This is a genomic window from Hyunsoonleella sp. J2K-J805 (genome assembly GCF_057167125.1).
In genome coordinates this window covers 667,037-682,042 of record NZ_CM169901.1, presented here as the reverse complement: position 1 = coordinate 682,042, position 15,006 = coordinate 667,037, and the positions used below count along the sequence as shown (strand labels likewise).

Annotated in this window: 13 protein-coding genes; 4 read left to right on the top strand and 9 right to left on the bottom strand. The window is 34.6% G+C overall.

Annotation, left to right across the window (positions count from 1 at the left end):
• Window positions 1-8: 8 nt before the first annotated feature.
• Window positions 9-497 carry a peptide-methionine (R)-S-oxide reductase MsrB gene (gene msrB, locus AC1B0Z_RS03005; protein WP_483794071.1) on the bottom strand — a complete coding sequence of 163 codons (489 nt, stop codon included), beginning with the start codon at window positions 495-497 and terminating at the stop codon, window positions 9-11.
• Between the two features lie 166 nt (window positions 498-663).
• Between msrB and AC1B0Z_RS03000 the strand changes: the two genes are divergently transcribed.
• Window positions 664-1,482, top strand: coding sequence for a M48 family metallopeptidase (locus tag AC1B0Z_RS03000; RefSeq protein ID WP_483794070.1), 819 nt, complete (start codon window positions 664-666; stop codon window positions 1,480-1,482).
• 65 nt (window positions 1,483-1,547) lie between these two features.
• Window positions 1,548-2,927, top strand: coding sequence for an MFS transporter (locus AC1B0Z_RS02995; protein ID WP_483794069.1), 1,380 nt, complete (start codon window positions 1,548-1,550; stop codon window positions 2,925-2,927).
• Between the two features lie 49 nt (window positions 2,928-2,976).
• On the opposite strand, the gene AC1B0Z_RS02990 is transcribed toward AC1B0Z_RS02995, so the two are convergent.
• The 4 genes from AC1B0Z_RS02990 to AC1B0Z_RS02975 form a co-directional block, all read right to left on the bottom strand.
• Complete coding sequence (locus AC1B0Z_RS02990) at window positions 2,977-4,071, bottom strand: hypothetical protein (protein WP_483794068.1); 1,095 nt, start codon at window positions 4,069-4,071, stop codon at window positions 2,977-2,979.
• A complete protein-coding gene (locus tag AC1B0Z_RS02985) occupies window positions 4,049-4,618 on the bottom strand; it encodes a hypothetical protein (protein WP_483794067.1) in 570 nt (189 codons plus the stop codon). Before AC1B0Z_RS02985 ends, AC1B0Z_RS02990 begins: the two co-directional genes overlap by 23 nt.
• A 2-nt stretch (window positions 4,619-4,620) precedes the next feature.
• Complete coding sequence (locus AC1B0Z_RS02980) at window positions 4,621-5,190, bottom strand: RNA polymerase sigma factor (RefSeq protein ID WP_483794066.1); 570 nt, start codon at window positions 5,188-5,190, stop codon at window positions 4,621-4,623.
• A gap of 117 nt (window positions 5,191-5,307) precedes the next feature.
• Window positions 5,308-7,860, bottom strand: a complete 2,553-nt coding sequence (locus tag AC1B0Z_RS02975) for an ATP-dependent Clp protease ATP-binding subunit (protein WP_483794065.1) — start codon at window positions 7,858-7,860, stop codon at window positions 5,308-5,310.
• Between the two features lie 262 nt (window positions 7,861-8,122).
• On the opposite strand from AC1B0Z_RS02975, the gene gyrA reads away from it, so the two are divergent.
• Together gyrA and AC1B0Z_RS02965 are read left to right on the top strand one after the other, a co-directional pair.
• Complete coding sequence (gene gyrA / locus AC1B0Z_RS02970; protein WP_483794064.1) at window positions 8,123-10,660, top strand: DNA gyrase subunit A; 2,538 nt, start codon at window positions 8,123-8,125, stop codon at window positions 10,658-10,660.
• A 17-nt stretch (window positions 10,661-10,677) separates the two neighbouring features.
• Window positions 10,678-11,931, top strand: a complete 1,254-nt coding sequence (locus tag AC1B0Z_RS02965) for a tetratricopeptide repeat protein (RefSeq protein ID WP_483794063.1) — start codon at window positions 10,678-10,680, stop codon at window positions 11,929-11,931.
• Window positions 11,932-12,004: 73 nt separating this feature from the next.
• Here the strand turns inward: AC1B0Z_RS02965 and rocD are convergent, their stop codons facing one another.
• The 4 genes from rocD to AC1B0Z_RS02945 form a co-directional block, all read right to left on the bottom strand.
• Entirely contained in the window at window positions 12,005-13,282 is a 1,278-nt protein-coding gene (gene rocD, locus AC1B0Z_RS02960) for an ornithine--oxo-acid transaminase (RefSeq protein WP_483794062.1), read from the bottom strand.
• Window positions 13,283-13,495: 213 nt separating this feature from the next.
• Window positions 13,496-13,879: a DUF6768 family protein gene (locus AC1B0Z_RS02955; protein WP_483794061.1), complete on the bottom strand. Its 384-nt coding sequence runs from the start codon at window positions 13,877-13,879 to the stop codon at window positions 13,496-13,498.
• Window positions 13,869-14,414, bottom strand: a complete 546-nt coding sequence (locus tag AC1B0Z_RS02950) for an RNA polymerase sigma factor (protein WP_483794060.1) — start codon at window positions 14,412-14,414, stop codon at window positions 13,869-13,871. The genes AC1B0Z_RS02955 and AC1B0Z_RS02950 overlap by 11 nt, the downstream gene beginning before the upstream one ends.
• Window positions 14,411-14,899 (bottom strand): hypothetical protein, encoded by a 489-nt coding sequence (locus AC1B0Z_RS02945; protein WP_483794059.1) that lies wholly within the window; start codon window positions 14,897-14,899, stop codon window positions 14,411-14,413. The genes AC1B0Z_RS02950 and AC1B0Z_RS02945 overlap by 4 nt, the downstream gene beginning before the upstream one ends.
• Window positions 14,900-15,006 lie beyond the last annotated feature (107 nt).

Here is a 15,006-nt window from a genome sequence, read left to right as displayed (position 1 = left end):
AATACGAATTATTCCTTTGGAATAAATTTTAAGGCAACACCATTTATACAATGACGCTTTCCAGTAGTATCTCTAGGCCCATCATTAAATACATGTCCTAGATGCCCACCACAAATGGCACAATGCTCTTCCGTTCTGGCATATCCTAAATTATAATCGGTAGAAAACTCAACATTACCTTTAATTTCTCTATCAAAACTAGGCCAACCGGTACCAGAATCAAATTTATGTTGACTTTTAAAAAGTGGTGTATCGCATCCTTTGCATACATATGTGCCTTCTTCATAGTTTTTATTTAGTGGACTAGTAAAGGCACGTTCTGTGCCAGCCTTTCGCAGTACGTAATATTCTAACTCAGTAAGCTGCGCTTTCCATTCTACATCTGTTTTTGTAACTTCAAAAGTCTTTTTCGTGGTTTTATCTTCCGATTTCTTTTGGGCAGCGGAATTACAATTGAATATTAAGGCAAAAGCAACTAATATGAGGAAATTTTTCATAATCAAAATTTTAAATTCTCAGTCGATGGATTTTAATAAAAATAACAACATGTTAGAAATTAATGTGTTTAGTTAACTTAAAAAACAAAATGTGACCAATAAAAATAAAAAGTGTCTCATTAATATACATCGATTTTGTATTTTTAACTCTAAATTTAACGTTATTATGAAACAAAATAAAGTTATACTTGGTTTTGCACTGGCATTACTTTTAGTTGCATGTGCTACCAATCCATTTACAGGAAAGAAAACCATAGCTTTGGTACCTAATTCTCAATTATTCCCAACGGCTTTTGCGCAATACAATCAGTTTTTAAATGAAAATAACGTAGTAACCGGAACCAAAGATGCCGAAATGATTCAGCGTGTTGGACAGCGCATTGCTGTTGCAGCAGAGCGTTATTTAAACGCTAACGGTCATCAAGGATATTTAAAGGATTATAAATGGGAATACAACTTGGTAAACGATGAAACCGTAAATGCCTGGTGTATGCCTGGAGGTAAAATTGTGTTCTACACAGGTATTTTACCTATTGCGCAGAACGAAGCTGGTGTTGCGGCAATTATGGGGCATGAGGTTGCACATGCATTAGCAAACCATGGACAACAACGTATGAGTGCTGGTATTTTGCAACAATTAGGAGCTGTTGCCGGAAATGTGGCAATTAAAGATGATCAAACAAGAGCAATTTTTAATCAAGCATATGGTATAGGGTCTCAACTTGGTGTGATGTTGCCATTTAGTAGAAGTCATGAAACAGAATCTGATTTGATCGGTATATATTTAATGGCAATCGCTGGTTATAATCCCGATGAGGCCGCACTACTTTGGAAGCGCATGAAAGCAAAAAGCGGAGGGCAGGCACCCCCAGAGTTTATGAGTACACATCCGTCAAACGATACAAGAATTGCAAACCTTACTAAATGGGCGCCTCAGGCGAGGAGCGAAGCAAAAAAGTATGGTGTGTCAACCTTTAGAAATTAAAAAAGTACATAGAACAAATTATTTGTTTATTTTAGAAGTCACGCAATTAAAGCGTGACTTTTTTTATGAAAGAACCATTACAAAAGGGTAGTAAAAAACTCTTAAACGCTTGGGCTTTTTATGATTGGGCAAATTCGGTGTATACACTTACCATAGCCTCTTCTATTTTTCCACTTTTTTACTCAAATTTATTCGACACCAAAGAACAACTGGTTTCTGCTTTTGGTTTTGAAATGAAACAAACAGTTTTAATCGAAATAGTAACAGGGTTTACGTTTTTGGTTGTTGCATTTCTATCGCCTTTATTATCAGGTATTGCAGATTATGTTGGGAATAAGAAGAATTTCATGAAATTCTTTTGTTATATGGGAGGTGTGGGTTGTATTGGTCTTTATTTTTTTGATCTTGATTTTATACATACCGGCATTCTGTTTTATTTTATGGGTCTCTTAGGTTACTGGGGAAGTTTGGTTTTTTATAATTCTTATCTACCAGATATAGCATATCCAGAGCAGCAAGATAGTATTAGCGCCAAAGGTTTTTCTTGGGGGTATATTGGAAGTGTTCTCCTTCTTGTTTTGAACTTGTTAATGGTTATGTTTCCAAATTGGTTTGGTTTTGACATTAGTATCTCAGAAGATATCAAACTCAACGGAAGTGAAATTGAGATAGCTGAAGCTTTGGAAAAGGCAAAGAATTCGGCATCTTTTAAAGCCATGAAAATCTCATTTATTACTGTTGGATTATGGTGGATTTTATTTAGTCAGTATACATTTTATCATTTACCCAAAGGAAGTTCAAAAGGTCGTAAAGTCACCAAAGATGTGGTGTTTAATGGTTTTAAGGAATTGAAATCAGTTTGGAGAGAATTAAAAAATAATTTGAGGCTAAAACGTTACCTAAATGCATTTTTTGTTTTTAGTATGGCAGTACAAACGATAATGTTAATGGCAGTATATTTTGGTGAAAAAGAAATACTTTGGAATGACGAAGAACACAAAACAACAGGACTTATTCTAAGTATTTTGGTAATACAGCTTGTTGCAGTTTTAGGTGCATATATAACATCAAAAATGTCGGAGAAATATGGAAATATAAAAACGTTAATCATTATTAACTTCATTTGGATGGGCTTATGTTTTTACGCTTATTTTATGAAGATGCCGATGGAGTTTTACATCGCTGCAACATTAGTGGGATTTGTCATGGGAGGTGTCCAATCTTTGGCACGGTCTACCTATTCTAAATTTTTACCAGAAACTGAGGATACTACGTCTTACTTTAGTTTTTATGATGTAGCAGAAAAAATAGGTATCGTTATTGGTATGACCATATTTGCTGTGGTCGATCAGTTATATACTATGCGATCTGCTATTCTGTTTCTATTTATTTTCTTTTTTGTAGGCATTGTTCTACTATATAGAGTACCAAAATCAAGCTCATAAAAAAAGCTGGTTTTCATACCAGCCTTTTCGATTTTATAAAAAGTGGGCATTAGTTTTTGTAAAAGTTAACACCACCGTACTGCGAATTAACAGTTATAATTGTTCCAGAATTTTTGCTGCCATAATATCCTGAATACTTTTTACGTGTAGATTCCTTAATTTTTTGCGTAAAGTTAAAACCATCGTCTCCATTTAGATTAGCATAACTAAGATCTATATCGAAATCAAAACTTAAGCTTGGGTCAAACCCTATTTTTAAACCTGTGTAACCAGATTTTATATTCAATGTTTTTAATTCTGTTTGTAACTTTTCAATTCTTATTGAACCATAATCGGATTTCAAAATTGCAACATTGTAAATGTCACCAATCTTCAAAGTTAAATAATCGCTATTCCCATTAATTATATTTGCCGAATCAATAACCAATGAGCCATAATCACAATTGTAATTAATTTCTTCTGCGAGCTCAATTCCCGACTTTGTATAGTCAGCATTAATTTCTAAGCGTTTTGACTTCCCAACGTTGAAACTACTATAGTCGGCATTAATTTTACCACTTTTAATATATTCAAAATAACATCCGTTAGAATAATCAAAGTTTAGTATATTCCCATCGGCCATTAGTTCTTTTGTTGTTATTTTTCCATAGTCGCAGTTTATTTCGGCTTTACCCTCTAGCTTTTCGACGTTAATATTCCCATAGTCATTATTCAAATTTATTTTACCAGAAATTGGCATCTTTACAATGTAGTCAATTTTCATTTTAACATTGTTTTTATTGCTACCTTTCCACCAATTGTTAGTGTTCTTTTTATTGTACAGAGTTTCTGCTGCCATCCAATCTTTTGATGCAGAAAATTTTACATCAATATCATTTAACTTTCTTTCCACTTTTTCTTCATCATTACCAGTTGTGGTTATAGTTATCTCAAAAACAATTTTGTTTTCGTTCCATGTAATAATGTCAAGGTTTCCGTAGCTATTATCTATTTTCAAAGTAACGCTAGATGATACCGAATACTCCTTATTAATTGTTTTCTCTTTAGTATATTTCCCTTTTTTCATTGGGTTGCTTACCGCCGATGCCAAAAAAGGTATTAACAAGAAGGTGATGAGGCTTCTAAATTGTACTGTTCGTTTCATATGATGTGATTTTTAATTGTTTTATGTTTTCTATTTCTTTAAGTGTACGTTGTAATATGTCTATTCTGGTTTGAAAATTGGAAATCATTGCATAAATAACACGTTTGTCATCTCCACTTTCACTTAAATCTTTTTTCAAATTCTCATAATCTCTCTCGAGTTTGTCTAAGCGTTTGGTAGCATCCTTAATTAATCTCTGAGTATCTGGAGTAGACGCTGCGTTAAGTTTATAGAGTTCTTCCGAAATTGAAAGCGTAAAGAAGTTTTGTGTGGTAGCCATTTCTGGTGAAACACTTGCTAAATCTCTAAGCTCTTCTTCTTGAGAAAAACTATTGACACTAATGCTTACAATAAGCAAAATAGAGGCTGCTACACCAAGTAATGGTTTCCATGGACTACGCCTTTGTCTAGTCTTCTTAACAACATCGAGCTGGCCTTTATTATTAAGTTTTTCTACAAAGCGCTCTCTATGATCAGTACTAGGTTCTTCTATATCAAAATTATTTTCTTTGTCTTCAAAAAAGCGTTCTAAGTAATTTTCATTCATCTTCAAATATTATTAGTGTTTTGATACTCTATTTTTTGGCGTAAACTAGCTTTCGCTCTTGAAATCATGGTTCTGCAATTAGCATTATTAATATTCATTATTTGGCTTACTTCTTCATAATCGTAGCCCTCAATCAAATTCAAGGTTAAGGCCACTCTATAATTATCCTTTAAAGCATTTAAACCATCTAGTACCTGCTTAACTTTTAAGTTTGCTCCATCCTTTTTTTGGTTTTCAATACCGTATTCGTCTTCAATTATAAAAATTGCATCATTTAATGGTGTCTCCTGTTTCTTTATTTCTTTATTAAAATGATATATACTATTATTAATAACTATTCGCTTCAACCATGCTCCAAAAGTTTTTTTATCCTTCAAAGTTTTAAGTTTTGTAAAAGCAGTCAAAAACGATTCTTGCATAATGTCCTCTGCTTCAAATTTATTTTTTACTATTCTCAAAGATGTATTATACATTGCTTTATAATATCTATTGTAAACTTCCATTTGCGCAGAGTGGTTTCCAGAGATGCACAAATCAATTAGTTTTACTATATTTTGGTGGTTAGTCGTCAAAAAAAACTAGTTGTTTATTTTAAAGATAAATGCCTTTTCAATTTGTTACAGTTTTAACCAAAAAAAAGCCCACAATCTTAAATAAGATGTAGGCTTTGTATTTGATATTTGAATTATTTATGATTCAGTGGGCTTTTCCGCCTTTTCAATCTTAATATTTAATTCATCTGTTTTCTTATCTAAATCGATAATAATTTTGTCTCCTTCTCGAAGATTGGAAGCAACAATCTCTTCAGCTAGTGCATCTTCAATATATTTTTGAATGGCACGCTTTAGTGGTCTTGCACCATATTGCTTATCAAAACCTTTATCGGCAATATAATCTTTTGCCGTTTTGGTTAACTTTAGGTTATAGCCTAAACCTTTAATTCTTGCAAGAAGCTTCTCCAATTCAATATCGATAATTTGATTGATGTCTTCTCTTTCAAGAGGATTAAACACCACTACATCATCTATTCTATTTAAAAATTCTGGTGCGAAGGATTTTTTAAGTGCATTTTCAATTACTTTTTGAGCATTTGAATCTTCTTGCGCTTTTTGAGCCGATGTACCAAAGCCAATACCTGATCCAAAATCTTGAAGCTTTCTTGCTCCAATATTTGAGGTCATGATGATTATAGTATTTCTAAAATCGATCTTTCGGCCCAAGCTATCCGTTAAATGACCATCATCAAGCACTTGCAGTAACATATTGAATACATCAGGATGTGCCTTTTCAATCTCATCCAATAGAATCACAGAATAAGGCTTGCGACGTACTTTTTCAGTCAATTGTCCACCTTCTTCATAACCAACATATCCTGGAGGTGCACCAACTAAACGAGAAATAGCGAACTTCTCCATATACTCACTCATATCGATTCTAATTAAAGAATCTTCACTGTCAAACAATTCGCGAGATAACACTTTTGCCAATTGGGTTTTACCAACACCTGTTTGTCCTAAGAAAATAAACGACCCAATAGGTTTATTAGGATCTTTCAATCCTGCGCGGTTACGTTGGATCGCTTTAACAACCTTAGCCACAGCTTGGTCTTGCCCAATTACTTTTCCTTTGATTAAATTCGGTAATTCGGCCAATTTATTAATCTCAGTTTGAGCGATTCTATTTACTGGAATACCCGTCATCATAGATACAACGTCAGCAACATTCTCTTCTGTAACAATTTCACGATGTTGTTTTGTTTCTTCTTCCCATTTTTCCTGTGCAATAGCTAAATCTTTTTCTAAGCGCTTTTCATCATCTCGTAATTTAGCAGCTTCCTCATACTTTTGTTTTTTAACAACGGAGTTTTTGGTTTCCCTTACTTGTTCTAATTGTCGCTCCAACTCTAAAATCTGTTGGGGTACATCAATGTTTGTGATATGAACTCGAGAACCTGCTTCATCTAAAGCATCAATGGCTTTGTCTGGTAAAAACCTGTCCGTCATATATCTGTTAGTTAATTTTACACAAGCCTGTATGGCTTCATCTGTAAAATCAACATTGTGATGTTCCTCATACTTACCTTTAATATTGTTAAGAATTTCAATAGTTTCCTCAACGGTAGTGGGCTGCACAATAACTTTTTGAAAACGACGCTCTAAGGCACCGTCTTTCTCTATATACTGTCTATATTCATCTAAAGTTGTAGCGCCAATACACTGAATTTCGCCTCGTGCCAATGCTGGTTTAAACATGTTAGACGCATCTAGACTTCCAGTAGCACCACCCGCACCAACTATGGTATGAATTTCATCAATGAATAAAATAACATCATCATTTTTTTCAAGCTCGTTCATTACCGCCTTCATGCGCTCTTCAAACTGCCCTCTATATTTCGTGCCAGCCACTAAGCTTGCCAAATCGAGCGTAACAACTCTTTTATTAAATAGAATTCTAGATACTTTTCGTTTTACAATTCTAAGGGCTAAACCTTCGGCAATGGCAGATTTACCAACACCAGGTTCTCCAATTAAAAGCGGGTTGTTTTTCTTTCTTCTACTTAAAATCTGTGAAACACGCTGTATTTCAGCTTCTCTCCCCACAACAGGGTCTAGCTTCCCTTCTTCGGCTAAAGCCGTTAAATCCCTTCCAAAGTTGTCCAAAACAGGTGTTTTAGACTTCTTATTTGACTTACCTGACGGAGAATTAAAAATATTGTCCTTTTGAGATTCATCTCCTAAATTAGAATCGTCATCTTGAAAAGACTCTGATTTAGGTTCTATATAATCATCGTTTTCGTTTGTAATCATTTGTTTAAATTGTTCTTTAACATTATCATAGTCAACTTTTAACTTGTTTAATAGCTTGGTAGTTGGGTCGTTTTCATTTCTTAAAATACACAATAGCAAATGCGCAGTATTTATGGAAGTGCTTTGAAATAACTTTGCTTCTAAAAAAGTGGTTTTTAAAGCACGTTCTGCTTGTCGCGTTAAGTGAAGGTTTTTCTTTTGGTTTGAAGCAATGTTGATATTGGGATTAGCAGGACTTAAAATCTCCACTTTTCGTCTTAAGTGGTTTAAGTCCACATCTAATGCGTTTAATATATCAATTGCCTTACCATTGCCATCACGCAAAAGCCCAAGCATTAAATGTTCGGTGCCAATAAAATCATGGCCCAAGCGCAGTGCTTCTTCCTTACTATATGCTATTACATCTTTTACTCTGGGGGAAAAATTATCATCCATAACTAAGTTCCTTTCTGCTTTAAAAATACTAAAATAGTTTTACTCAAAGCAAAAACTGTACCTTAAAATCAATGCGTCATGCTAATTGACGAAAAATTAATCAAAAAATCAAAGCATATTCGCTTATAGTTATTAACGAAAAACAGGTGCAAAATTGTTAATAAAAAGTCCTAAATTGGAAGTGTAAATCTCTTATTCTCACTAATGAAATTCGTATATTAGCATGTTTTGAAAAATTCGTAAAAATTAAATTAAATTATATATGGCAGAAGGAGAAAAACTGATACCTATCAACATTGAAGATGAGATGAAATCTGCGTACATTGATTACTCAATGTCGGTCATTGTGTCACGTGCATTACCAGATGTAAGAGATGGCTTAAAGCCTGTTCATAGACGCGTACTTTACGGTATGCACGAATTAGGAGTAAGAGCAAATTCGGCACATAAGAAATCAGCTAGAATAGTTGGGGAAGTTTTAGGTAAATATCACCCACATGGTGATACTTCGGTTTACGATACCATGGTGCGTATGGCACAAGAATGGAGCTTGCGATACATGTTAGTGGATGGGCAAGGTAACTTCGGTTCTGTGGATGGAGACAGTCCTGCAGCAATGCGTTATACAGAGGCAAGAATGCAAAAAATTTCTGAGGAAATGCTTGCAGATATCGACAAGGAAACTGTAGACCATAAGTTAAATTTTGATGATACACTGCAAGAGCCTACCGTTTTGCCAACCAGAATACCAGGCCTATTGGTAAACGGAGCTTCAGGAATTGCGGTAGGAATGGCAACAAACATGCCTCCGCATAATTTAACTGAAGTTGTAAATGGTACCATAGCTTATATAGATGATTCTGATATTGAGATTGATGAACTAATGACGCATATAAAGGCTCCCGATTTTCCAACCGGGGGAACTATTTATGGTTATGATGGTGTAAGGGATGCATTCCAAACTGGGCGCGGTAGAATTGTAATTCGTGGAAAAGCAAATATTGAAGAAGTTAATGGACGCGAATGTATTATAGTTGACGAGATTCCGTACCAGGTAAACAAGGCAGATATGATTAAGAAAACTGCCGACTTAGTGAATGAGAAAAAGCTTGAAGGCATTTCTACAATCCGTGATGAATCCGATAGAAAAGGAATGCGCATTGTTTACGTTTTAAAGCGTGATGCTATACCAAATATTGTATTGAACAAATTGTATAAGTATACGGCGTTACAGTCCTCATTTAGTGTGAATAACATTGCGCTAGTTAATGGTAGACCACAGCTTTTAAACTTAAAAGATTTAATCCATTATTTTGTTGAACACAGACATGAAGTTGTAGTTAGAAGAACCCAATACGAATTGCGCAAAGCGGAAGAAAGAGCGCACATTTTAGAAGGTTTAATAATTGCTTCTGATAATATAGATGAAGTGATCAAAATCATCAGAGCATCTTCCAATGCTGATGAAGCGCGCAATAATTTGATTAAACGTTTTGAACTTTCTGAAATTCAAGCTCGTGCCATTGTTGAAATGCGTCTACGTCAATTAACAGGACTGGAGCAAGACAAGCTGCGTTCAGAGTATGATGAAATTATTAAGACTATAGCCGACTTAAAGGATATTCTTGATAAGAAAGACCGTAGAATGAATATTATTAAGGAGGAATTAGAGGTTATTCGCGATAAATATGGAGATGAAAGACGTTCTACAATAGAATATGCTGGTGGCGACTTAAGTATTGAGGACATGATTCCAAACGAGAAAGTAGTAATCACCATTTCTCATGCTGGCTATATTAAGCGCACATCGCTTACTGAATATAAGACGCAAAATAGAGGAGGTGTTGGACAGAAAGCTTCAACTACAAGAAACGAGGATTTCTTAGAGCATCTATTTGTTGGCACCAATCACCAGTATATGCTCTTCTTTACCCAAAAAGGTAAATGTTTCTGGATGCGTGTTTATGAAATACCAGAAGGTGCAAAAACCTCAAAAGGAAGGGCGATTCAAAACTTAATAAATATTGAGCAAGATGATAAGGTAATGGCTTTTATATGCACTCAAGATTTAAAAGATGAGGATTATATTAATAATCATTATGTTATCATGGCTACTAAAAAAGGACAAGTTAAGAAGACTTCTTTAGAGCAATATTCAAGACCAAGGACTAATGGGATTAACGCCATTACCATCAAAGATGATGATGAACTACTTGAGGCTAAATTAACAACTGGTGAGAGTCAAGTAATGCTTGCACTTAAATCTGGAAAAGCTATTCGTTTTGAAGAAGCCAAAACAAGACCAATGGGCAGAAATGCATCTGGTGTTAGAGGTATTAAGCTAGCTAATGATAATGATGAAGTAATTGGTATGATTGCGGTGGATGATATGGAAAGTAATATACTTGTAGTGTCAGAAAATGGGTATGGAAAGCGCTCTAGTCTAGATGATTACCGAATTACCAATAGAGGCGGAAAAGGTGTAAAAACTATATCTATTACCGAAAAAACAGGTAACTTAGTGTCAATTAAAAACGTTACAGATACTGATGACTTAATGATTATCAATAAATCTGGGATAGCGATAAGAATGGCCGTTAAAGATTTACGTGTAATGGGGCGTGCTACCCAAGGTGTGAAATTAATCAACCTAAAAGGTAATGATTCCATAGCCGCAGTGGCTAAAGTAATGCATGATGAAGATAATGTTGACGATGATGAAGATTTTAAAAACACTGAAGCTACAAATGATGGCACAACTGTTGATAAGAATGATACCGAGAACAACAATAATGAATAACACAAATTAAATTAAAAATGAAAAAACAATTAATTATAGCTTTAGCTATTTCCATTAGCGCATTTTCTTTTGCTCAGAAGAAAGAGTTAAAAGCTGTCGAGAAAGCAATTAAGGCCAATAATTTTGCTGAAGCAAAATCTGCTCTGGCGGTCGTTGAGCCAATGTTAGCGTCATTAGATGATAAACTGATGGCCAAATATAATTATTTAAAAGGTGTGGCTTTATATGCAAATGGAGCTGGAACCAATGCCGATATGACTAAAGCGATAGGGTTTTTAAACAAGGCCAAAGATGACTTCAAAGTTGAAGTTACCGAACTTAAAAATTCTATGCTTAACAAAACACTAGAAAAGGGTAATAAAGCTTATGAAGCGAAAAAATATGATGTAGCTTCAGAATACTTTGAACAAGCTTATAAGTTAAAAAAGAAAGATACTACCTACCTTTATTACGCTGCAGCTACAGCCGTTAGTGTTCCTGATTACGATAGAGCTTTAAGCTTATACCAAAAATTGAAAGATCTAAACTATACTGGTATTGAAAAGCAATACTATGCGGTTAATGTAGAAACCAACCAAAAAGAAAACTTTAATGATAAAAACATGAGGGATTTATCGGTGAAATCTAAAACCCATAAAGATCCTTCTGAAGGAATAAGTGATTCTAAACGAGGCGAAATAGTTAAAAATGTAGCGCTTATATACATTTCTAAAGGCGATAACGAAAAAGCCATACAAGCTATAAAGGATGCCAAAGCTGAAGCTCCAAATGACATTAATTTGATCCTTTCAGAAGCAAACATTTATTACAAAATGGGTGATATCGAAAAGTTTAAGGAATTAATGGAAACTGCCACAACATTAGATCCAGATAATGCTGAGTTACAATATAATTTAGGCGTTATATCTGCGGATACAGATCATCCTGAAGAAGCACTTAAATATTACAAAAAGACTATTGAATTAGATCCTAATTACTTGAATGCGTATATCAATAGTGCTGCTGTAGTTTTGGGTAGAGAAAAAAGTCTTATTGAGGAAATGAACGGATTAGGCACCTCTGCAGCTGATGACAAACGCTATGAACAATTGCGTGAAGAACGTCAAAATTTGTATAAGGCCGCTATTCCTTATTTAGAAAAAGCTTTAGAGATAAATGCCAAAAGTGAAAGTGCCGCTAAAACCTTAATGAATATTTACAGCGTTCTTGGTGAGACCGATAAATATAAAGCGATGAAAGCTAAAGTTGAGTCGTTGGGTGGAGCGCAATAAGAATTATTGCCATAAAAAACAAAAACCAGAGTATTTCACTCTGGTTTTTTTATGCTTAAACTCCAAACACTTATCACTCAAACGCTTTTAACGTTTTTGTGATAATTGAAATACAATCCAATAGTTGCTCTTTTGTAATTACCAAAGGAGGCGCAAAACGAATAATATTACCATGTGTAGGTTTGGCCAATAGGCCATTATCTCTTAAAGCTAAACAGATGTCCCAAGCCTTATTGTTTTTTTCTTCATCGTTGATTACAATGGCATTTAATAAACCTTTACCTCTAACTAACTTCACCACATTACTGTTTGTAATGTAAGTATTCAATTCGTTTCTAAAAATTTCCCCTAGGCTATCTGCATTTTCAGCTAAGTTTTCTTCTTGAACTACCTCCAAAGCTGCAATAGCAACTGCCGCAGCAACGGGGTTACCCCCAAAAGTACTGCCATGATTTCCTGGTTTAATCACAGCCATAATATCATTATTGGCTAATACAGCACTTACAGGATACGCGCCTCCACTAAGTGCCTTTCCAAGAATTAAAACATCAGGTTTTACATCTGGCGTACCATTGCATATTTTATTTTCGCAAGAGCAATTGCCGCAGGTTGCCAAAAGACGTCCAGTTCGCGCAATACCCGTTTGCACTTCATCTGCAATAAACAAAACATTATAGGTCTCACATAAAGCCTTTGCAGCAATTAAATAGCCATCACTGGGCACGTAAACACCTGCTTCGCCTTGTATAGGCTCAACTAGAAAGCCAGCAATATTTGAGTTAGTTTTTAAAACTTCCTCCAAAGCTTTTAAATTATCATACTCAATTTTAATGAACCCTTTAGTATAAGGACCAAAATTTTCACGTGCCACTGGATCATTTGAAAATGAAATTATAGTAGTAGTTCTTCCATGGAAGTTATTTTTACAAACCACAATTTCGGCCTCGTTTTCGTTAATACCTTTTACCTCATAGGCCCATTTACGTGCCAACTTTAAAGCCGTTTCTACCGCTTCAGCTCCCGTATTCATGGGTAAAAGCTTATCAAAACCAAATAGTTCTGCAGCGTACTTTTCAAATTTACCTAGCATGTCATTGTAAAATGCTCTTGAGGTAAGTGTTAATGTTTTGGCTTGCTCCACCATAGCATTAACAATTTTTGGATGACAATGCCCTTGATTTACAGCAGAGTATGCAGATAAAAAATCGTAATACCGTTTACCTTCGACATCCCACATGTAAACGCCTTCACCACGACTAAGCACTACGGGAAGTGGATGGTAATTGTGCGCACCATACTTGTTTTCTAACTCAATTGCTCTTTGAGATGTTAATTGTTCTAAAACAGCCATTTTAAAAATAGTTTAAAAAATTCTTAATTATTGAATATTTGTACATTCAAACATTCATAATTAATCTCGCTATGCGAGTAAAATAACCATTCCTTCTGTACCTTTATTCTTTCGGAGATCCCGATAGCAATCGAGACGAAAAAGCAGCGTGGGAGAGAAATCATCCCTGGATAGGTGTGCAATTTAATAAATAAAAACTGTTTGCTAAAATTATTAAGATAATCGGCCAGTAAGAGAGGATACTTGCAACTCCAATCTTTTCAACTCCCGCAGGATAGCGTTTTTGTCCATTTGCATCCAAGCAAATACTTTAAGCATGCTAACACCAATCAGAAACACGAGACTTCCCGTTGCCCACTTAATTAACTCAAATGTACTTTCTACATTGAAAAATTGCACTACGCAATAAATGAAAAGCCCAAAAAACACTAAGGTCATAAAATTCATCATGTACATAATCCACTTGTTTTTGCCTCTAAACAAGCCCCATACCATTTCCAGTACATTTTGCTCATCTAACTCATCATAGAATTTACTTTCTTCTTCTGATAAGGTTTCCTTTATTAATCTGTCAATATCTTCCATATTAGTCTTCATAATTATAATTTTTTAAAAGTTGTTTTAATTTTTCTCTTGCATGAAACAGTCTAGATTTAGCAGTACCAACTGAAATATTGAGCGTTTCACTTATTTCTTTAAGGCTGTAATCTTCAGTATAAAAGAGTTTTATTACAATTTGCTGATGTGATGGTAGCATTTTATAAGCGTCTAATAGTTTTGCTTTTAATGCGACGTTATTTTGTGGTTCTTCAATATCAATTTGCTTACTTTGTTCCTGTTTTATCTGTTCTAAATGCTTCCTAATTCTGCTGTTTTTATTTAGCCAATCGATAGACTTATTGCAAACAATACGCAAGCCCCAACTACCAAAACTCTCAGGTTTTTCTAAGGTGTCAATTTTATCAATAATAACCCGCCAGCTATCTTGGGCTATATCCTTTGCAGCATCAGCATCCTTAACTAACCAATACGCTTTTTCGCAAAAGGGTTTGTGCCAGTGCCTTACCAATTGGTTTAAAGCTTTGGTGTTTCCAGATTTAAATTCTAAAACTAATTCTTTATCCGTTTTCACCTTAATGGTTTAAATATGAAACGCCATAAACGCACCCAAATATTCCATTTTGTGAATGTTTTGGTATTAGAAACATTGTTCTCAATACGGTCAAAGGCATTTTCAATCAAGGCATCATGAAGCCACCTAATGGCGATTACCCATTGTATAGCAGCAGTTTCTTTGCCTTGCATAATAATGCTATGTTTTATTTCCGTTTTGTATTTATCCAATATACTGATGTCAAATCTATGAATACCATCAAAACCCTTTGGTTCTAAAAACCGAAATGTAATGGTATCGCCTTCCTTATATTCCTCAATAACATATTTGATAATACCATGACCGCCTTTAGAACCTACAGAAAGTCCATCTTCAAACTTAATAGCAGACCAGTCTTGATGTGGCCATACTTTATCGTGCTTTGTAGCAAGTGTTTTTAGCAAAGGTGATATCTTTTCCTTTGGCGCATTTATAATTCGCTTATGTATGTTTGTAATATTCATACTAAAGACGAAAAAATAATCGAAAGGTTCATTTTATTTTAGCAAAAGTGAAAATCTCTTAAAGTTAATGGAAATAAACCAACATTTATTTCTCGCTATTGTTATTT